This window comes from Niveispirillum cyanobacteriorum, from assembly GCF_002868735.1.
GTDB lineage: Bacteria > Pseudomonadota > Alphaproteobacteria > Azospirillales > Azospirillaceae > Niveispirillum > Niveispirillum cyanobacteriorum.
The window spans coordinates 961,699-980,137 of the sequence record NZ_CP025612.1 but is presented as its reverse complement, the minus strand read 5'-3'; the positions used below and the strand labels follow the sequence as shown (position 1 = coordinate 980,137).

General features: G+C 62.7%; 15 protein-coding genes. 11 read left to right on the top strand and 4 right to left on the bottom strand.

All coding sequences use genetic code 11. The features are described from left to right. Positions 1–279: 279 nt before the first annotated feature. From C0V82_RS19990 to C0V82_RS19955, 8 genes are all read left to right on the top strand, one after another. Positions 280–2,718: a TonB-dependent receptor gene (locus tag C0V82_RS19990; protein WP_102114146.1), complete on the top strand. Its 2,439-nt coding sequence runs from the start codon at positions 280–282 to the stop codon at positions 2,716–2,718. 39 nt (positions 2,719–2,757) lie between these two features. Beyond that, the gene (locus tag C0V82_RS19985) at positions 2,758–3,783 is read left to right on the top strand and encodes an ABC transporter substrate-binding protein (protein WP_102114145.1); all 1,026 of its coding nucleotides are present in this window, start codon (positions 2,758–2,760) and stop codon (positions 3,781–3,783) included. 229 nt (positions 3,784–4,012) lie between these two features. Further along, positions 4,013–5,353 carry an LLM class flavin-dependent oxidoreductase gene (locus C0V82_RS19980; RefSeq protein WP_102114144.1) on the top strand — a complete coding sequence of 447 codons (1,341 nt, stop codon included), beginning with the start codon at positions 4,013–4,015 and terminating at the stop codon, positions 5,351–5,353. Between the two features lie 12 nt (positions 5,354–5,365). Further along, positions 5,366–6,049, top strand: a complete 684-nt coding sequence (locus C0V82_RS19975; RefSeq protein ID WP_102114143.1) for a class II aldolase/adducin family protein — start codon at positions 5,366–5,368, stop codon at positions 6,047–6,049. Positions 6,050–6,072: 23 nt separating this feature from the next. Beyond that, positions 6,073–7,134, top strand: coding sequence for a microcin C ABC transporter permease YejB (locus C0V82_RS19970; protein ID WP_102114142.1), 1,062 nt, complete (start codon positions 6,073–6,075; stop codon positions 7,132–7,134). Between the two features lie 3 nt (positions 7,135–7,137). Beyond that, complete coding sequence (locus tag C0V82_RS19965; RefSeq protein ID WP_102114141.1) at positions 7,138–8,250, top strand: ABC transporter permease; 1,113 nt, start codon at positions 7,138–7,140, stop codon at positions 8,248–8,250. Next, on the top strand, positions 8,250–9,845 hold the full coding sequence (locus C0V82_RS19960) for an ABC transporter ATP-binding protein (RefSeq protein WP_102114140.1): 1,596 nt from the start codon (positions 8,250–8,252) through the stop codon (positions 9,843–9,845). Before C0V82_RS19965 ends, C0V82_RS19960 begins: the two co-directional genes overlap by 1 nt. Positions 9,846–9,854: 9 nt before the next feature. After that, on the top strand, positions 9,855–11,669 hold the full coding sequence (locus C0V82_RS19955) for an extracellular solute-binding protein (protein WP_102114139.1): 1,815 nt from the start codon (positions 9,855–9,857) through the stop codon (positions 11,667–11,669). Between the two features lie 98 nt (positions 11,670–11,767). Here C0V82_RS19955 and C0V82_RS19950 read toward each other — a convergent pair whose 3' ends face one another. From C0V82_RS19950 to C0V82_RS27065, 4 genes are read right to left on the bottom strand one after another with little or no spacing between them, the layout of a single operon-like run. Next, on the bottom strand, positions 11,768–12,337 hold the full coding sequence (locus tag C0V82_RS19950) for a DUF4166 domain-containing protein (protein WP_102114138.1): 570 nt from the start codon (positions 12,335–12,337) through the stop codon (positions 11,768–11,770). 3 nt (positions 12,338–12,340) lie between these two features. Beyond that, a complete protein-coding gene (locus C0V82_RS19945; protein ID WP_102114137.1) occupies positions 12,341–12,811 on the bottom strand; it encodes a DUF2269 family protein in 471 nt (156 codons plus the stop codon). Then, positions 12,804–14,102: an NAD(P)H-binding protein gene (locus tag C0V82_RS19940; RefSeq protein ID WP_158660075.1), complete on the bottom strand. Its 1,299-nt coding sequence runs from the start codon at positions 14,100–14,102 to the stop codon at positions 12,804–12,806. The genes C0V82_RS19945 and C0V82_RS19940 overlap by 8 nt, the downstream gene beginning before the upstream one ends. Beyond that, positions 14,102–14,446 (bottom strand): hypothetical protein, encoded by a 345-nt coding sequence (locus C0V82_RS27065; RefSeq protein ID WP_158660074.1) that lies wholly within the window; start codon positions 14,444–14,446, stop codon positions 14,102–14,104. Before C0V82_RS27065 ends, C0V82_RS19940 begins: the two co-directional genes overlap by 1 nt. Before the next feature lie 180 nt (positions 14,447–14,626). Between C0V82_RS27065 and C0V82_RS19935 the strand changes: the two genes are divergently transcribed. The 3 genes from C0V82_RS19935 to C0V82_RS19925 are packed head-to-tail and all read left to right on the top strand — an operon-like array spanning position 14,627 to position 18,269. Continuing rightward, positions 14,627–16,462 (top strand): sensor histidine kinase, encoded by a 1,836-nt coding sequence (locus tag C0V82_RS19935; RefSeq protein ID WP_199772548.1) that lies wholly within the window; start codon positions 14,627–14,629, stop codon positions 16,460–16,462. Continuing rightward, complete coding sequence (locus C0V82_RS19930; protein ID WP_102114135.1) at positions 16,459–17,826, top strand: sigma-54-dependent transcriptional regulator; 1,368 nt, start codon at positions 16,459–16,461, stop codon at positions 17,824–17,826. Before C0V82_RS19935 ends, C0V82_RS19930 begins: the two co-directional genes overlap by 4 nt. Then, a complete protein-coding gene (locus tag C0V82_RS19925) occupies positions 17,823–18,269 on the top strand; it encodes a thiol-disulfide oxidoreductase DCC family protein (RefSeq protein WP_199772547.1) in 447 nt (148 codons plus the stop codon). The genes C0V82_RS19930 and C0V82_RS19925 overlap by 4 nt, the downstream gene beginning before the upstream one ends. Positions 18,270–18,439 lie beyond the last annotated feature (170 nt).

Below are 18,439 nucleotides of genomic sequence, written 5' to 3'. Positions count from 1 at the left end.
CCTGAGGTGAGGGTGGCGGGGCCGGTGTCGCCAACAGGCGGCGGGTCTGCCCCTTTTCCCGGATGCCATCAAGGATAATGTGATGTGCGCCATCGCCCCAAGGGCACTGCACCACTGTTGAACGGGGATCGCCGGTAACGCGCGCTGTTGAAGGCGCCGCCATAAGGTCCCCCCGAACCAGCCCAATTCCATCGCACCGCCATAGCAAATGCGGCGCCCCCTGTCGGCGCCGGCAGGACGGGTGTGCCTCTCACGAACGAATTCCAAGGATATAAGATAATGACCCGTTCCCGCCGTCTTCTGCAGACCGTCAGCGCCCTGGCCCTGGTAGCCATTCCCGCCACCGCCTTTGCCCAGGAACAGAAGGTCGAGGCCCAGCAGGTTGCCGACGCCACCGAAGTAGCCGAAGCCGGCATCATCGAAGACATCATCGTCTATGCCCAGCGCCGTGGGCAGAAGGCATCGGATGTGCCGCTGGCCCTGTCCGTCCTGACCGGCGATGACCTGCTGAAGGCCGAGCAGATCAAGACCACCAACGATGTCTTGCAGTTCGTGCCCAATGCCCAGGCGTTGCAGCCGCATGGCCCGTCGCGCGCCCGCTGGTTCGTGCGCGGCATCGGCACCAACAATACCGGCAACAATACCGTCAACCCGCTGGGCATCTATTACGACGATGTCTATATCGCCGATATCGCCAATCAGGGTTATCCGCTGTTCGATCTGGAGCGCGTTGAGGTTCTGAACGGGCCGCAGGGTACGCTGTGGGGCAAGAACTCCAACTCCGGCGCTGTCAACTTCGTGTCCACGGCGCCTGGCTTCAGCAAGGACGGCTATGCCAAGCTGGGCTATGGCAGCTTCGATGAAAAGCAGCTGGAAGGGGCGGTCGGCGGTCCCGTCGTGGGTGAGAAGGTCGCGGCGCGCGCGGCCTTCTATTACAATGACTGGGATGGCTGGCAGAAAAACACCTTTACCGGCGGTCATCATCCCGGTGGCAGCGATGTGGCGGGCCGTGTCCAACTGCTGTTCAAGCCGACAGAGGATTTGTCGATCCAGTTGAACGTTCATGGCCGCGATTTCTCTGGCACGCAGCAGGGCTACCGTTATGTGCCCTCCACCTTCACTACGACCACTACGCCGGCCTGGCGGTCGGTTTATACGACCGGTTACGTTGTTGGTCAGGAAGATGAGACGCATTGGGGCGACATTACGCCCGAAACCCTGAAGGCACGCGGCACCAACGCCAAGATCGTCTGGGACGGCAAGGGTTTCTCCATCACCTCCATCACCGCCTATGAAGACAATAAGCAGAATGTGGAGACGGGTGCCGCCCCAATCCCGGCTTCCAGCCCCTTTTATAATAATGGCGTGCTGTTCAGCCAGTTGGATACGCAGTATGACAGCTGGCAGATCAGCGAGGAGTTGCGAGTCACATCCACCGATGACGGGCCGCTGACCTGGCTTGGTGGGCTTTATGCGTTCAAGGGCGTGCTGGATAACCGTGCGGTGCAGGCCTATTACGTGCGCGGCAATCCGGGATCGGCTACCTCCACCGGCAATGCCTGGGGGGCTGGCCCGCAATTCACCGACAGCGCCTATCGCCAAGAAACCAAGAATTTCGCCGGCTTCGGCAATGTCGGCTACAGCTTTACCGAGGCGTTGAAGCTGTCGGGTGGTGTGCGCTGGTCGCGGGAGACCAGCAGTTTCGATTGGGATTACAGCGCCGCCAATATTGCGGGCACCCAGGCCACCTTCATCAGCAACCTGCCGCAGGTGAATTACACTACCTATCTTCCCCGTGATCTGATCTTTGCCGAGCGCGCGACCCAGAAGACCAGCTCCTGGACCTATGACGTCACGCCTGAGTATATTTTCAATGAACAGTTCCGCACATATCTCCGCTTTGCCCATGGCGTGCTGCCGGGCGGCTACACCACCACCGGCAATGTGCTGATCCCGGCCACCAGCAAGGGGACCCTGACCCTACCCCTGGCCGCGACCGGCGCGCGCCCCGGCGCTATCCGCGCCAACCAGATCTATGTCCTGAACCCGGAGAAGATCGACAGCTACGAGTTGGGCTTCAAGAGCAACTTCTTTGATAAGCGGCTGTCCGTCGACCTGACCGGTTTCTATTACGACTATAAGAATCTGGTCGTGAATGTGCCGACCCAGATCGACCCGCTGCCCAACAACGCCACGGTCCTGTTCCGCAATGCCGGTGCGGCGGAGATCAAGGGCGTTGAGCTGAGGTTCAATTCGGTGCCGTTCCCCGGCTTCCAGCTGTCTGGTTCCGCCGGCATTCTGGACAGCGAGTATACCGAGGATTTCGGCCAGACGGCCACGATCCTGGGTGCGCGGACGCCGCGCACGTCGAAATATACGGCCAGCTTCATCGCCAGCTACACCCACGGCCTGCCCGGTGGCGGCGCGCTGACCTATGGTGTCGATGGCAATTGGCGGTCGCGCTATTACTTCTACCCGACCATCGCGTCGCAGATCACGGCACCCGACCCGCTGCTGAACCAAAAGGCCTTTGCCCTGTTCAACGCCCATGTCGGCTGGTCAGTCAATGACGAGGATACGCTGTCCTTCGAGCTGTCGGTCAATAACCTGACAGACAAGGTCTACAAGAACCACGCCCTGCCGGTGAGCAGCGGGTACAGCACGCAGCTTTATGGCAAGCCGCGCAGTGTGCTGGGCACCGTCACCGCCCGTTTCTGAGCCGTGACCTATACGGCCCTGTCCCCAAGGAGCAGCACCATGAGCAAGACACCTGTCGATATCTGGTACACACGCTGCGGCGGGGCCACCGCCTCCACCCTGGCCATCCAGAAAGGATGGCTGGCGGCGGAGTTCGATCCGGCGGAGGTCACCCTGCATTCGCTGCGTGACAGCAATGAACGGTCGGTACGCGAAAGCCACTATGACCATTCCATCACCTCCATGTTCCGTGAAGGCGGCAATATCCCGCCCATCTGGGCGCGGGCGCGGGGGGCCGATACGGTGGTGTTGGGCATCACGTGGGTGGATGAATTCCAGTCCGTGGTGGTCTGCGCCGACAGTGCCATTCGTGAGTTGTCGCAGTTGAAGGGTAAGCGGCTGGCCATGCCCAAATATGTGGGCAGCACCATCGATTTCCAGCGCGGGGCCAATTTCCACGGTTTTGCCAATGCCCTGTCGCTGGTGGGGCTGGGGCGTGATGACGTTGAGTTTGTCGATGTCATCATCGACCGGGCGGCGGGGGATAGTCCCGGACCGTCAGGTTCGGCGGAACTGGCGGCCCTTGCCACCGGTCGTGTGGATGCGGTGTTCCTGCGGCAGGCCTCTGGCTACAAGCTGGCACAGGATCGGCAGCCGCATCTGCGCGAACTGATCCGCCTGACCGATGTGCCGGACCCGTTCAAGCGCATCAATAATGGCACACCACGCCCCGTGACGGTGCATCGCCAGTTCCTGGACAGCCATCCTGATCTGGTGGTCCGCTACCTGTCGGTGCTGCTGCGGGCGTCGGACTGGGCGGTGGCGAATCCGGACGGGGCCATTGCCGCCATTGCGGAAGAGGATGCCAAGGTTGGTGCCGCCATCACGGCAGCGACCTTCCCCAAGCTGGCCACATCCTTGCGCCCGCGCCTTACCGCCGACTATGTCGCAGGACTGGAAGCGCAGAAGAATTTCCTGCGCGACTGGGGCTTCCTGGCAGCGGATTTCGACATTCAGGATTGGATCGTCGAGGGGCCGTTGGCCGAGGCCGAACGGCTGGTGGCGCGGGCCATCGCGGCGGAGTGACCCTGCGGCTGCGATATTCTACACGGCGTATTTGTCCAATTTGACAACATAACGTCTAATATATTGACATAGGCCGCTGTGATATGGTCCACTCCCTTCATCAGGAAAGAACAGTGTCACAGCGGTCCATTTCCCGATCGAACCCCTGAAATCACCACATCGCGGCGCGCAATCGGCGACCCTGGCGGGCGTATGATGTCGTGCGCGCCGATCCCCCGAGGATGCCGCCATGGCCCCGCAGAAGCGCCAACTGGTCCTGAATGTGTTCCTGACCCGCCATGGGCACCATCCCGGCGCATGGCGACAGCCGCAATCGCCGGGCGGCGGCAACCCATCCTTCGCCTATTGGGCCGAGCAGGTGAAGACGGCGGAACGCGGCAAGCTGGACGCCGTGTTTTTCGCCGATTTTGTCGGTAACGGCGGGGCCGATGTGCGTGGTGCCGGGCGGCGTCCGGCGGGGCAGGGGTTCGAGCCGCTGACCCTGGCCGGTGCCTTGTCTGCGATAACGGACAGGATCGGCATCGTCGTCACGGTGAACACCAATTTTAATGAGCCGTTCAACCTTACCCGCCGCATTGCCTCGCTGGACCATCTATCGGGCGGTCGCATTGGCTGGAATGTGGTGTCGTCCCTTTCGGACGGGGCGGGCAAAAGCTTTGGTGTTGAAAATCCGCTGGAGCATGCGGAGCGCTATGCCCGTGCGGGGGAGTTCATCGACGTCACCCGCCGGCTGTGGGACAGCTACGATGACGGCGCCTTTGATCATCCGGACAAGGAAACCGGCATCTTCCTGAACTCGTCATCGGTGCATCCCGTTAATCATCAGGGCCGGTTCTTCAAGGTCGATACGGTTCTGGACATTGCCCGGCCTATCCAAGGCTATCCCGTCATCGTCCAGGCCGGCAATTCCGACACGGGTCGGGAATTCGCCGCGAAATATGCCGAAGTCATCTATGCGTCGGCGCAGTTCCTGGAGGATGCCCAGGCCTATTACCGGGACGTGAAGGGACGCCTGGCCAAGTATGGCCGACACCCGGACCATCTGAAAATCACACCCGGCCTTTCCTATGCCATCGGGTCCAGCGGGCAGGAAGCCCGCGACAAATTCGAGGCGCTGCAGGCATCGGTGAATTTCACCGGCCCCATCGAACTGGGCGGACATGACCTGACCGGTTACGACCTGGACGGACCCTTGCCCGACTTGCCCGAACCCGCCAATGGCAAGGGCCGCTGGCAGCAGCTTTTGACGCTGGCCCGGCGCGAGAACCTGTCCATCCGGCAATTGATCCTGCGCTTCAACGTGGTGCGCGGCCACCGTGTGCTGCTGGGCACACCGGAACAGATCGCCGACCAGATTGAGGACTGGTTCGTCAAGGACGGGGCCGATGGCTTCAACCTCATCCCGCCGCTGCTGCCCGACAGTCTGCGCGACTTTGTTGATCTGGTGATCCCACAACTGCAACGGCGCGGCATTTTCCGGACCGAGTATGAGGGCACCACCCTGCGCGAGCATTTGAACCTGCCGCGTCCTGCCAATCACAACACGGGCCGCGCTGTCGCGGCTGAATAACGGAGAAACACCATGTCCAATACCCTGACTGATGTCGAACTGTCCGAATATGTGGCCCAGGCCAAGACCGATGCTGCCTTCGCCTTCGAATTCCTGAAGGACAGCGGCACCCTGACCGCCAGCCTGATCTTCAATATCGCGCACCGCATTCCGGGTCATGACACGCTGCTGTCGGTGCGGTTCCCGTCGCCCTGGACCCGCGACAAAGAGGTAAAGATCAGCATCTCCAAATTCTCCGACCATAAAGATCATATCCTGTCGGAAGAGCGGCTGGAGGCGGATACGCTGATCCACGCCCATACGCCGCATCTGGCAGCCTGGTCGCTGTCGCACAAGCCGTTCCCGATCCTGTATGTCGCGGCGCAGCGCCACCTGCTGGCCCGCGAGATCCCCAACCATCTGGAGCGTACCCGCACGGTTTTGGATGTCGTGCGCGAACGATTGGATAAGCATCCCGAACTGGCCCCGCCGCCGGCCCTGCTGGAAAGCAATGGTGGTGCCAACTTCTGGGGCAAAGGCATCCTGAAGACGGCGCAACTGATCCTGCTGATCGAGGAAAGCGCCCGCCTGCAGGCCATCGCCGCACAGATCGGCGGGGCGCAGGTCTATACGCCCGGTGCCCTGGACCTTCAGTGGAAGCGCACCGGCCTTCTGGAACGCGCCCGTGCGTTTGCCGGTGATTACGCCCCGGCGTGAGCTGCAGCTACCGAGGCATCGCCATGTGGCCCTATATCATCAAACGCCTGTTCATGATGATCCCAACCCTGCTGGGCGTGCTGACCTTCACCTTTCTGGTGACGCAGTTCGTGCCCGGCGGGCCGGTGGAACATGCGTTGGGTGAGATGGACCATGCCACTGCCAGGGGCGGGGCCGATGGGGGCCCGGCAGAGGGGGGATGGACCTATAGCGGGCGCAAGGGTATCGACGCGGCGCAAGTCGAGCAACTGACCCAGCTCTATGGGTTCGACAAGCCGCCGCTTGAGCGTTACGTCCTGATGGTCGGCAATTTCCTGCGCTTCGACCTGGGTGAAAGCTATTTCCGCAACGAAAGCGTGGCCAGCCTGATCCAGTCGAAGCTGGGTGTATCAGTGGCGCTGGGCACCTGGACCTTTATCCTGACCTACCTGATCTCCATCCCCCTGGGGGTGGCCAAGGCGGTCAGGGCGGGGTCGCGGTTTGATGTGGCGACGACGGTGCTGGTGCTGTTCGGCTATGCAGTGCCGGGCTTCGTGCTGGGCGTGCTGCTGATTGTGCTGTTCGGAGGCGGGTCTTTCTGGGACATTTTCCCCCTGCGCGGTCTGGTATCGGAGAATTGGGACAGCCTGTCACCGGGTGCCAAGGTGCTGGATTATCTCTGGCATGTCACCCTGCCCGTGACGGCATCGGTCGTGTCCAATTTCGCCATCAAGACATTGATGACGAAGAACACGTTCCTGGATGAACTGGGCAAGCAGTATGTCCTGACGGCGCGGGCCAAGGGATTGTCGGAACGGACCATCCTGTGGAAGCACGTAATGCGCAATGCGCTGCTGCCCATGATCACGGCGTTTCCCATCACCTTCATTTCCGCCTTCTTCACGGGAAGCCTGCTGATCGAGAGCCTATTCTCCCTCGATGGGCTGGGGCTGCTTTCTTATGAATCAATTGTCAGCCGGGATTTCCCCGTGGTGCTGGGTGCCCTCTACCTTTTCACGCTGGTAGGGCTGATCATCAAGCTGCTGGGCGATATCGCCTATGTGCTGGCCGATCCCCGCATCAAATACGACGCCCAGGAGGCTTGAGCGATGAGCGCGCCCGACATCAACCTGTCGCCGGTGACCACGGCCCCGCTATTTGGCGGAAGCACCCATCGCCCGGCCATCCAGACCCGCGCGAAACCTGCGACATGGTGGCAGGCGTTCAAGCGCCACCGTCTGGGCTATGTCAGCCTGATCATCTTCGCCAGCCTTTACGCGTTCAGCCTGTGCGCGGAACTGGTGTCCAACAACAAGCCGCTGGTCGTTTATTATGGTGGCGAGTTCTATTTTCCCCTGGTGCGGGATTATCCGGAGGCGACATTCGGCGGTAATCTGCCCATCACGACCGACTATCTGGACCCCTATATTCGCGACCGGCTGAACAGGGATGGCAATTTTGCGCTTTATCCGCTGAACCCCTATGGTTTCGACACGCTGGCCTATTACTCCCCCGCCATCCACCATCCGGGTGCGCCCAATGACCAGAATGTGCTGGGCACCGATCCCGTTGGCTATGATGTGCTGGCGCGGCTGATCTATGGCTTCCGCATCTCTGTCACCTTCGCGCTGGCGCTGACCATTTTCGGGACGGCGCTGGGTATCCTGATCGGCGCCATCCAGGGGTATTTCGCGGGCAAGATTGACCTGTTCGCCCAGCGCCTGATCGAAATCTGGGGGGCGATGCCGGAACTGTATCTCCTGATCATCTTCGCCAGCCTGTTCCAGCAGAGTTTCCTGCTGCTGTTTGTCCTGATGACCCTGTTCGGCTGGGTGCATGTATCGGATTATGTGCGGGCGGAGTTCCTGCGCAATCGGCAGCTTGAATATGTGAAGGCGGCCCGCGCCCTGGGCCTGTCCAGTTGGCAGATCATGTTCCGTCATGTCCTGCCCAACAGCCTGACGCCCGTCATCACCTATCTGCCGTTCCGCATGTCGGCGGGCATCATGGCGCTGGCCAGCCTGGATTTCTTAGGGCTCGGTGTGACCAATGCGCCGTCGCTGGGTCGCCTGCTGTTGCAGGGCAAGGAAAACCTGGACGCCTGGTGGATTTCGCTGTCGGCCTTCACGGTTCTGGTCGGCACCATGCTGCTGCTGACCTTCATCGGGGAAGCGTTGCGTGCCGCACTCAACACCCACTCGCGCGGTCGGGGTGGTGCGTGATGACGCTGCCCTTGCTGTCGCTGACCGATGTCAGCATTCGCTTTGCGGCCAAGCCGGCGGTCGAGGCGCTGTCGCTGGAGGTGCATCCGGGTGAACGGCTGGCGCTGGTCGGGGAAAGTGGATCGGGCAAGACCGTCACGGCCCTGTCGATCCTGCGGCTTGCCGCCCATGCAACCATCAGCGGGTCGATCCGGCTGGAGGGGCAGGAGCTTTTGAGCAAGCCGGAAACGGAAATCCGCCAGATAAGGGGCGGTGACATCGCCATGATCTTTCAGGAGCCGATGACGGCCCTGAACCCGCTTTTCACCATTGGCAGCCAGATCGTGGAGACGCTGACCCTGCACGAAGGGCTGTCGCCACAGCAGGCGCGCAGCAAGGCCATCCAGTTGTTGGCCCGCACCGGCGTGCGCGAGCCGGAGCGGCGGATCGACAGTTATCCGCACCAGCTTTCCGGTGGGCAGCGGCAGCGCGCCATGATCGCCATGGCGCTGGCCTGCAGACCCAAATTGTTGATCGCGGATGAGCCGACGACGGCGTTGGACCCTACGGTACGGGCGCGCATCGTCAAATTGCTGCTGGACTTGCAGGCGGAGGAGGCGGCCAAGGGCCGGCCAATGGCCATCCTGTTGATCACCCACGACCTGCATCTGGTCCGCCGCTTTGCCCAGCGGGTAGCGGTGATGGAACGCGGTCGCAAGGTGGAGGAGGGGACGACGGAGGCGATTTTCACCACACCGCAGCATCCCTACACGATCCGGTTGTTGAACAGCCAGCCCGTGCGTCAGGTAAAGCCGCTGGCCCCTGACGCCCCCATCCTGCTGGATGCCAAGGGGTTGCGGGTTGAATATGCCAGACCGCTACCCGGCTGGCGCGGCTGGCTGGGCCAGGGGCGGTTCGTAGCGGTGGCCGGCGCCGACCTTCGCCTGCGGGCCGGGGAGACCATCGGCGTCGTGGGGGAAAGCGGGTCGGGCAAATCCACCCTGGCCCAGGCGCTGTTGAACTTGGTTCGTCCGCATGCAGGCGAGATCATCTTTGACGGTCTTCCCATTGCGGCGCGGTCAAAGCCGGATCGGCGCAAGCTGCGCGCCCGCTTGCAGGTGGTGTTCCAGGACCCGTTCGGATCACTGTCGCCCAAGCGAACCGTGGAGCAGACGGTGGGGGAGGGGCTGGAACTGCATTTCCCGCATCTGACGTCGGAGGAGCGGCGGGCACGCATCGTGCGGGTGCTGGAGGAAGTGGGCCTGTCAGAGAATGTCCTGCATGCCTTTCCGCATCAATTTTCCGGTGGGCAGCGCCAGCGTATTGCCATTGCTCGCGCCATCGTCCTGGAGCCTGCCGTTCTGATCCTGGACGAGCCGACATCGGCCCTGGATGTTTCGATCCAGAACCAGGTGCTGGACCTGCTGCGCCGTCTTCAGGACCGGTACAACCTGGCCTATGTGCTGATCAGCCACGATCTGTCGGTGATCAACGCCCTGGCCCATCGGGTCTATGTCCTGAAGGACGGTGAAATTGTCGAGGATGGAGACACTGAACAGGTCATTGCCGCCCCCCAGCATCCCTATACGCAGAGCCTTATCCAGGCGTCATTGTAGGTCATCACCATGAAGCGCCTTGTCGCGGCCCTGCTTGCCAGCCTGTTACTCGCGCCCTCTGCACTGGCCGCCCATGGCGTCGCCCAGTTCGGGGAGCCGAAATACAAGGCCGGTTTCAGCCATTTTGACTATGTCAATCCAGACGCGCCAAAAGGTGGGTCCGTCACCCTGTCTCTGATCGCGCAGCACAGCAGTTACGATAAGTTCAACCCCTTCAATCTGAAGGGAAAGCTGGCGCCCGGCCCGTTGGAGTTGATGTTCGAGACCTTGACGGTCAACAGCCTGGATGAGGTCAATACCCAGTATGGTCTGCTGGCGGACGATATCAATCTGGCCCCGGATTTCAGCTGGGTGGAGTTCCGCCTGCATCCCAAGGCAAGATTCAACAATGGGGACCCGGTTACAGCAGCGGACGTCAAGTATTCCTTCGACACGTTGACCTCCAAACAGGCGAGCCCGCGTTTCAAATCCTATTTTGCGGAGATAAAACGGGTCCTGGTGGTGGACAGTCGGGTGGTGCGGTTCGAATTCGCCCGCCCCGGTCGCGACCTTTCCTTTGTCGCCGGCAGCCTGCCCGTCTTCTCCCCCAAATGGGGTTTGAAGCCCGATGGCACGCGCACAGACTTCGCCGATCTGCGGCTTGAGGAGCCGATCACCAGCGGACCCTATCGGATCGAACGGGCAAATCCGCTGTCCATCATCTATCGCCGTGACCCTTCCTATTGGGGGAACAATATCCCGACACGGCGCGGCGGCTATAATTTCGATCAGGTTGTCTACAAGCTTTACAAGGATGTCGACACGCAGGTCGCTGCCTTACGCGCCGGCGACTTCGACTTTTTCAATGAAACCCGCATGCGCTACTGGTGCTGTCAGTTTATCGGGGAGCGGTTTGAGAAGGGGGAGTTGATCAAGGAGAAGGTGCCCAACGGGTCCCTGTCGCCGATGAGCGGCTATGTCCTGAACCTACGACAGCCGCGATTTCAAGATATTCGGGTGCGACAGGCGCTGTTCCTGGCCTATGACTGGGAATGGCTGAACCGCATGATCTTTGACAGCGAGTTTGAACGTCAGGACGGGTTCTTCGCCAATTCAAACTTGGCGGCGCAGGGGCGGCCCAGTGCGGCGGAACTGGCCCTGCTGGAGCCATTTCGAGACCAGCTGCCGCCCACCGTGTTCGGCCCCATGGTCAATCTGCCACGCACGGACAGGCCAGGCGGTCTGCGTGCCAATCTGGCCCAGGCGATGGAGTTGCTGGCCGATGCGGGTTGGCGCAATGTCGACGGGGTCTTGCGCAACGGGAAGGGGGAGCCGTTCACATTGGAGGTGACGGGCGGCAACGGCAATGTGCTGCTGGATGCCTATTACCTGAACCTGACAAAGTTGGGTGTGCAACTGACCCGGCGTGTGGCTGACCCGACCGTGGATCGGCAAAAACTGCGCAGTTTCCAGTTCGACTTCACATCCATCGCCCTGCGTAAGGCCCGCGACCCAGCACCTGAACTATGGCGGAATTTCAACAGCGCCGACGCGGATATCAAGGGATCAGAGAATATAGCGGGCGTCAAATCGCCGGTCGTTGATGCCCTGTTGCGCACCCTGCAGGAGGCGCAGACGCCCGAACAGGTGCAGACGGCGGCCGGCGCGCTGGACCGGGTGCTGATGCACCATTACTACGTCCTGCCCTGGCGCTATCTGAAGAACCATTATCTGATCTATAATCAAAGACTGCGCCGCCCGGCAACGGTGCCGGGATATTTCGGACCATATGAATGGCTGCTGGCGGCGTGGTGGGATGGCACGGCGATGACGTTGCAGAGATGATAGTCACCCTCGCCAGTACCACCAGTGCCGGACTGCTCCTGTAGTCATAGGACGGGAGCCGGTGGGTTTATCGGCACCTCTTACCAACAACCGCACCCTTAGACCAAATCGTGACGGTTCTTAGCGCTGGCAAGTCCCCCGCGATAATGGATCAGGCGCCCCAGCCACGGCAAATCAATCGGAATATCGAAGGTGAAACTCCCGTCCTCTTGCCGTTCCACCACCGCACAACGCGGCGCCAGCCAGCCGGGCATCGGCATGCCCATGAAACGGCAACACACCACCGTCAGATGCAGGGCGCTTGCAGTTGCCCCGACACGGAAGACGTTGGTGATCATGCCCATCCGCTCGACCAGCAGGCCCGTTTCGGCCCCTGTGCCGGCGGTGAGTTTGCTGGCATAGACACGGTCGCCGAAGCGGCGGTGCCAATGTTCGACCGTGGGCGTGCGGTCGAAGATCACCGTGACCGGCACGTTCCGTCCGGGCCTGGGCAATCCCATCAGGGCGCAGATTAGCCCGGGGAGCAGTCCCGGCATTACATCGATCTGCGCCAGACCTGACAGTTCCAGACGGCCTTGCCCATCATGGACATCACGGACGGGGTTGGGCAACAGGTCCATGGTCGGACCCAGCAGGCGACGGAAGAGAGGAGCATCATGCGTGGTCATGGCTCACAACTCCGGCTTGGCGATCATCAGATAGAAGATGATGAGTACGCCGACGAAGGCGGGCCAGCCCAGGGCGAACCAGATGGCGGCATAGCGGTGATAGAGCCGTGGCAGGTCCGTGCCGGCGGCCAGTGCTGCCTCGGCCAGGTGCTGCATCGGGATCTGTAGCCAGACCACGGGCAGCCAGCAGGCACCCACCAGCAGGTAGAGCAGGATGGCGGCCAGCAGCCAGCCGCTATCCATTGGGTATCCCGTGATGTAGGCCAGCCAGACGCCCGTGATCGGCTGCACGATGACGGCTGGTGCCGTGAACAGCCAGTCGGCCCGGACGACATTGCGGTTGACCACGGTGGTTGCTGACAGGTTGCCCGACCGGTTGGCCATCCAGCCATGAAAGGCCGTCCCCAGGCCCGTGCCGAACAGCAGCGTCGAGCTGAGGATATGGACATATTTCAGCAGGATGTAGTCATCCATTTTCAGCCTCCATCGCCATCATGGCCAGCGTGGCGCCGGCGACAGCCAGGTTCTTCGTGATCGCCCCGAACGGGTGCAGCCAGAGGTCGGGCAGATACAGGCTGATCAGGATTGTGTACCCGGCCATCAGGGCCAGTTGCATGGCCCCCACCACCATTGGACGCCATCGGCAGAGCAGGGCCAGCCCCAGAGCCAGGTCCAGCGCCGCTCCCGTATAGAGCGCCATGCCGGCCGAGAGCCCTGTCAGCCCCAGTGGTGCCAGCAGCGCGTAGCTGTCCGCCACCGGATAAAGCCCCAGCGAGACGATGCCCGTCCAGATCCAGATTGCCGCCAGCAGCAGTCGCAGAGGCATGGCCAGCGGCAGCAAACGCGCCCGCCAGCGGTCCGCCGGCATTGCCGGATGCCGGGCCAGCGCCACGGGCAAGGCGTGTGCCGGCCTGCCCATGACGTCGCGCATCGGTCCGTCATCACCGACATTGCCGGCCTTCAGCATGGTCAGGCTATCGCGCGATGCAGGTCCCAGACCGAACCGGTCCCCCAGCACCGCGCCCAGCGTCAGGAATGCGGCGGGTACGGCGATGAAAGGGGCGGGGTCCAGGCCCAGCCAGCGGCGCAACGTCAAGGTGACCTCGTCCGTCGTCATCGGTGCCGGCCCCACCAGATTCAGCCGGCGGGCGAAGGGCTTCGCGCGGTGAAGCAGGCCCAGGATCATTTCGATGACATCGTCAACATGGATCGGTTGCACCCGCCATTTACCGGGACCCAGACGCAGGGGCAGGGGGGTGGCGGCGAGCGCAGCAAACATCTCCGTGCTGGCCCCGCCGCGCCCGATGATCAGCGAAGGGCGCAGGATGGCCCAATCCATGCGGTGGCCGGTCGGGTCCAGGGCGGCCAGATGATCGTCCGCCGCCTTCTTGCTCTGGTGGTACCGGCTGATCCCCGTGTCGTCGGCACCCAGGGCCGAGAGCTGGATCACGCGGCGGACACCGGCAGCCAGGCAGGCATCGAACAGGGCTTTGGCGCCCTCTGCATGCACGGCATCAAAGCCACCATCCCTATCGCGGATCAGGCCGGCCAGATTGATGACGGTGTCGATGCCGTTCAGCCTTGGATACCAATCGGCGGCATTGTCGTGGGCCATGTCGCATGCCAGGACGGGTACATCGGGAAATAGTCGGCGCAACCGGTCGGGATTGCGGCCCGCCGCGATGACCGTGTCATCCCCCCCTATCAGCCTTGCCAGCAGGTGCCGGCCGACGAAGCCGCCGGCACCGATGATTAGAATACGCATCACATCACCTCGCGTCGTATCGGTAGATCGGTACCGCGCGGCGTGCGCGTCCAAATGGCATAACCCATGCCCAGCAAGGCCGCTACGATGCCACCCACGGCATAGAACACCACGCCGCGCAGCACGCGCACGGCATCGCCGTTCAGATCGACCGCGGAAACCGCCAGCATTGGTATCAGGATCACCATCGCCACCGACCAGATAGTCCAGAAGCGAGACCGTTGTTCGGTGCCGCACAGATCGCCCAGCAGCACCAGCAGAGGTCGCCACAAGGCCGCAGCGGCGATGGAGGAGAGGGTCAGCGTGATGAACCACCCCATCAGGGTCAGGGAAAGCGATGCCATGGCAAATCTCCGTTCCATCAGTATCGGCGCCACCGGCAGGTGCGCCTGTGACCCTTATTGCGATTGGCATGCCATGTGCTGTATCGGCGGTGTGAAGGCCGGATTCCGGCGCTTTCGGTCCCGTGCGGGGCGGTAGCGGCGTTAACGGCCTAAACAGTTCCTGATAGGATGCTGTCAACGATGTTTACAGAAGCCATGACCACCCCAACCTTGTTCTATGTCAGCGCTTTGGCGCTGTCGGCGCTGGCCGGCATTGGTCTGGCCCTGCTGCTGCTGTTGAAAGCCGCCCCGGTGCCGGGTGCGCGGCTGCTCGCCCTGTTCCTTGCTGGTGTGGCGGCCTGGAGTGGTGGGCAGGCCCTTCCGCCAATATTCGGCCCGGCCAGCGACAGGGTGGTCGGCATGTTGCTGGCGCTGTCGCCGCTGCCCTCTGCTGTGTTCGTGCACCTGGTCCTGGCCTTCGTGCGCTGTGGTGCAACAGGGCCACTTGTCCGCGTTGCCTATGGCCTGGCGGTGGCGGCGACAATGCTGGGCCTGATTGTTGATCCAGGGCAGGTGGTGGCGTGGCGTGACTTCCGTGGTGTCTTCATTCCCAGCACTGCGGGTTGGGTGGTGATCAGTGTCTGCGGATTGCTGTCAGTTGCGGGGCATCTGCGGCTGTTCAAGGGCTGGCTGGACCTCACAGGGCTGCGGCGGCGTCAGGCGGCGGCCATCTGCTGTTCCAGCCTGATCGGCCTGATCAGCCTAACGGGTTTCGCCTTTGCACCCCTGGGCATTGATGCTTTCCCCTGGCCCATGTTGGGGCTACCGCTCTACTCGGTGGCGCTGGTCTATGGCATCCTGCGCTATCAGTTGATGGATGTGAACCTCTGGGCCCGGCGCATGCTGGTCTGGTTGCTGCTGATGGGATTAATGGCGGCGGCGGCGGCGCTGGTGATGGCATTGCCGCTGGCGGCGGGCACCCCCTTTGCGGGGTTAGAGACGTGGCTGCTGATGACGGCGGTGACCTTCATCACGCTGGCCATCTGGAAACCGTTCCGTTCCATTGCGGATCGTCTGGTCTTTCCGGGTGGGGAAGTTTCGGCGGTTGATCTGGGGAACTGGCGGGAGGCTTTGGCAGGGCCAGCGGATTGGCCGGCACTGTTGGACCTTGCTTCCGCGCTGATCAGTGGGCGCCTGGGTCTGCCGGTTACCGTTCGGCTGGCGGAAGCGGACGGGTCGGTGCCAGCCCTGGCTCTGTCGCGGGATGTGCAGGGCTGGCGCTGCGATCTGGTCGGCTGGGACGATGCCCCGCCTGGACCCCGTCATGCGGCGGGCCTGTTCGCCGGCTGCCTGGCCGAGGCGGCGGGACGGCTGGACCGGGCCGAGGCGCTGGCCAGGGTTGAGCGGGAACGCCAGAGGGAAGCGCGGCTGGCCGAGCTTGGTCAACTGGCCGCCACAGTGGCCCATGATCTGCGCAACCCGTTGAACATCATCACCATGGCTGCCACCGGTGCCCCCCCGGAGGTGCGCGTGGAAATTGCCGAGCAGGTGGGCCGCATGGAAATGCTGGTCCGCGACGTCATGGATTATGCCGGTACTACCCGGCTGGAACCCAGCACCTTGTCGGTGGCGGATGCGGTGGCGCTGGCCTTGTCCGGGCTGCCGGGCCTGAAGGTGGAGACTGATATCGACCCGGAACTGGCCGTTCAGGCCGATCCCCGCCGGTTGCGTCAGGTGTTGGTCAATCTGCTGGAGAACGCCGCCGCCTATGGCCAGCGCCTGGCTGTAGTGGCAGAACGGGTGCGGAATGGCGTGCGCATCCATGTCTGCGATGATGGGCCCGGTGTTCCGCCTGATATCCGCGACAGGCTGTTCCAGCCCTTCGTTTCGCGCCGGCCCGGTGGCACAGGTCTGGGGTTGGCCATCGTCGCCCGCATCATGGAAGCTCATGGTGGAACGGTCACGCTGGGCGACCGTTCCGGCTGGTCAACCTGCCTCACCCTGGCCTTTCCTGATAACATGGAGAACCGGGTATGAACCCGTCGCGCATTCTTCTGGTCGATGACGAGCCGGCCTTTCAGCGCCTGGGTGCCGCATGGCTGCGCGGTGCCGGTCATGAGGTGGAGGTGGCGGGCGACGGGGAGGCGGCGCTTACCGCCTTCCGGCGGCAGCCGGCTGACCTGGTCTTGCTGGACTTGTCCATGCCGCCGCACCACGACCCCGTGGCGGGATTGGAACTGATCTCCGGTTTCGCGCCGGCACCCGTGGTGGTGATCACCGGTCATGCCGACCATGCGCTGGCCCTGAAGGCGGTGGAGCGAGGCGCCTGGGATTTCCTGGGCAAGCCGCTGGACCCCGACCTGCTGCGGGTTGTGGTCGCGCGGGGTCTGGAACGCGGGAGGTTGGCGGCGGAACTGCGACGCCTGCGTGCAGTGGCGGGGACAAGCGATGATCTGGGCATCGTCGGGACCAGTACCGCCCTGGCCCGTCTGCGTGATCTGGTCCGCCGTATCGCGCCGACGCAGCTTCCTGTTTTGGTGCTGGGGCCTAGCGGGACCGGTAAGGAGCTGGTGGCGCGGGCCCTGCATGATGGCGGTTCCCGGCGTGACCAGCCCTTTGTTACCGTTCATTGCGGCGCCATACCCGCCGAATTGTTGGAAAGTGAGCTGTTCGGCCATTTGAGGGGTAGCTTCACCGGCGCTCATGCCGACCGGCCGGGGCTGATCGAAACCGCCCATCGCGGCACGCTGTTCCTGGACGAAGTGGGGGAGATGTCGCCACCCATGCAGGTAAAGCTGCTGCGCTTCCTTCAGGAGGGCACCTATCAGCCGGTGGGCGGACGGGAGACGCGCAAGGCCGATGTCCGCACCGTCGCCGCCACCCATCGCGACCTTGAGGCGATGGTTGGGGAGGGCACCTTTCGTGAGGATCTATACTACCGGCTGAAAGGCATGGTGCTGCGCACCCCGCCTTTGTCGGAACGACCTGAGGATGTGCCCGTGTTGGCCACATTGTTCCTGCGCCGGGCATCGGGTGGGGTGGGCCGTTTCACCCAGAGTGCGCTGGACTGGCTGGTCGACCGCGACTGGCGCGGCAATGTGCGCGAGTTGCGGGCCTTGGTGGAATGCGCTGCCGCCCTGGCAGGCCCAGGCGAGGCCGGAGAGCCTTTGCTGGACGCGGCTGATTTGGCGTTCGCGGAGAGCGGGGAGATGGCGGTCCCGGTCATGGATAACGGCGTGACGGGCCGCCGCACGCTTGAGCAGGAGGTGGCGGTGCTGGAACGTCGGCTTATCATTCAAGCGCTTGAAGAAACGGGGCATAACCACACCCATGCGGCCAAGCTTCTGGGGCTGTCGCGTGTCGGCCTGTTGAAGAAAATGGACAGGATGGGCCTGCGATGAGCGATGCTAACAACGCCATGCCTGACCCCGCCATTCTGGAGCGGCTGTTGCGTGGGCCGACCTGCCTGTTCGATGGGGTATGCAACCTGTGTAACGGGTCGGTGCGCTTCATCCTGGCGACGGAGGCTGACCATGAAATCCTGTTCACGGCCATACAGTCACCGCTGGGCAGGGCGGTACTGGAAGCCATTGGCATGCCACACCTGACCAACAGCTTTGTCTATATCGATGATGGCGTAGTTTTCCTGCGATCGGTGGCAGCATTCCGTCTGGCCCGACGGTTGCGGGCCCCTTGGTCGTGGCTAAAGTTGTTTGGCCTGTTGCCGGCCAGACTGACCGATTGGCTCTATGATCGGCTCGCTGACAATCGTTACCGCCTGTTCGGCAAGCGTGACCTCTGCCTGATGCCACTGCCGAGCCAATCGCGGCGTTTCCTCAGTTGAAGAGGTGGGTTATCTGTTCCGGACCGTCATGAAGGCCGAACAACGCCATCGTGATGCCGTGGGCGCTCCGCGATGGCGGCGTCACTCACAAACCTTTGGCGCCGGAAATCCCAGCGCCATTCAAGTGGATTTTTGAGGGTGGGAACGGTGTCCCACCCTCACGGTCACAG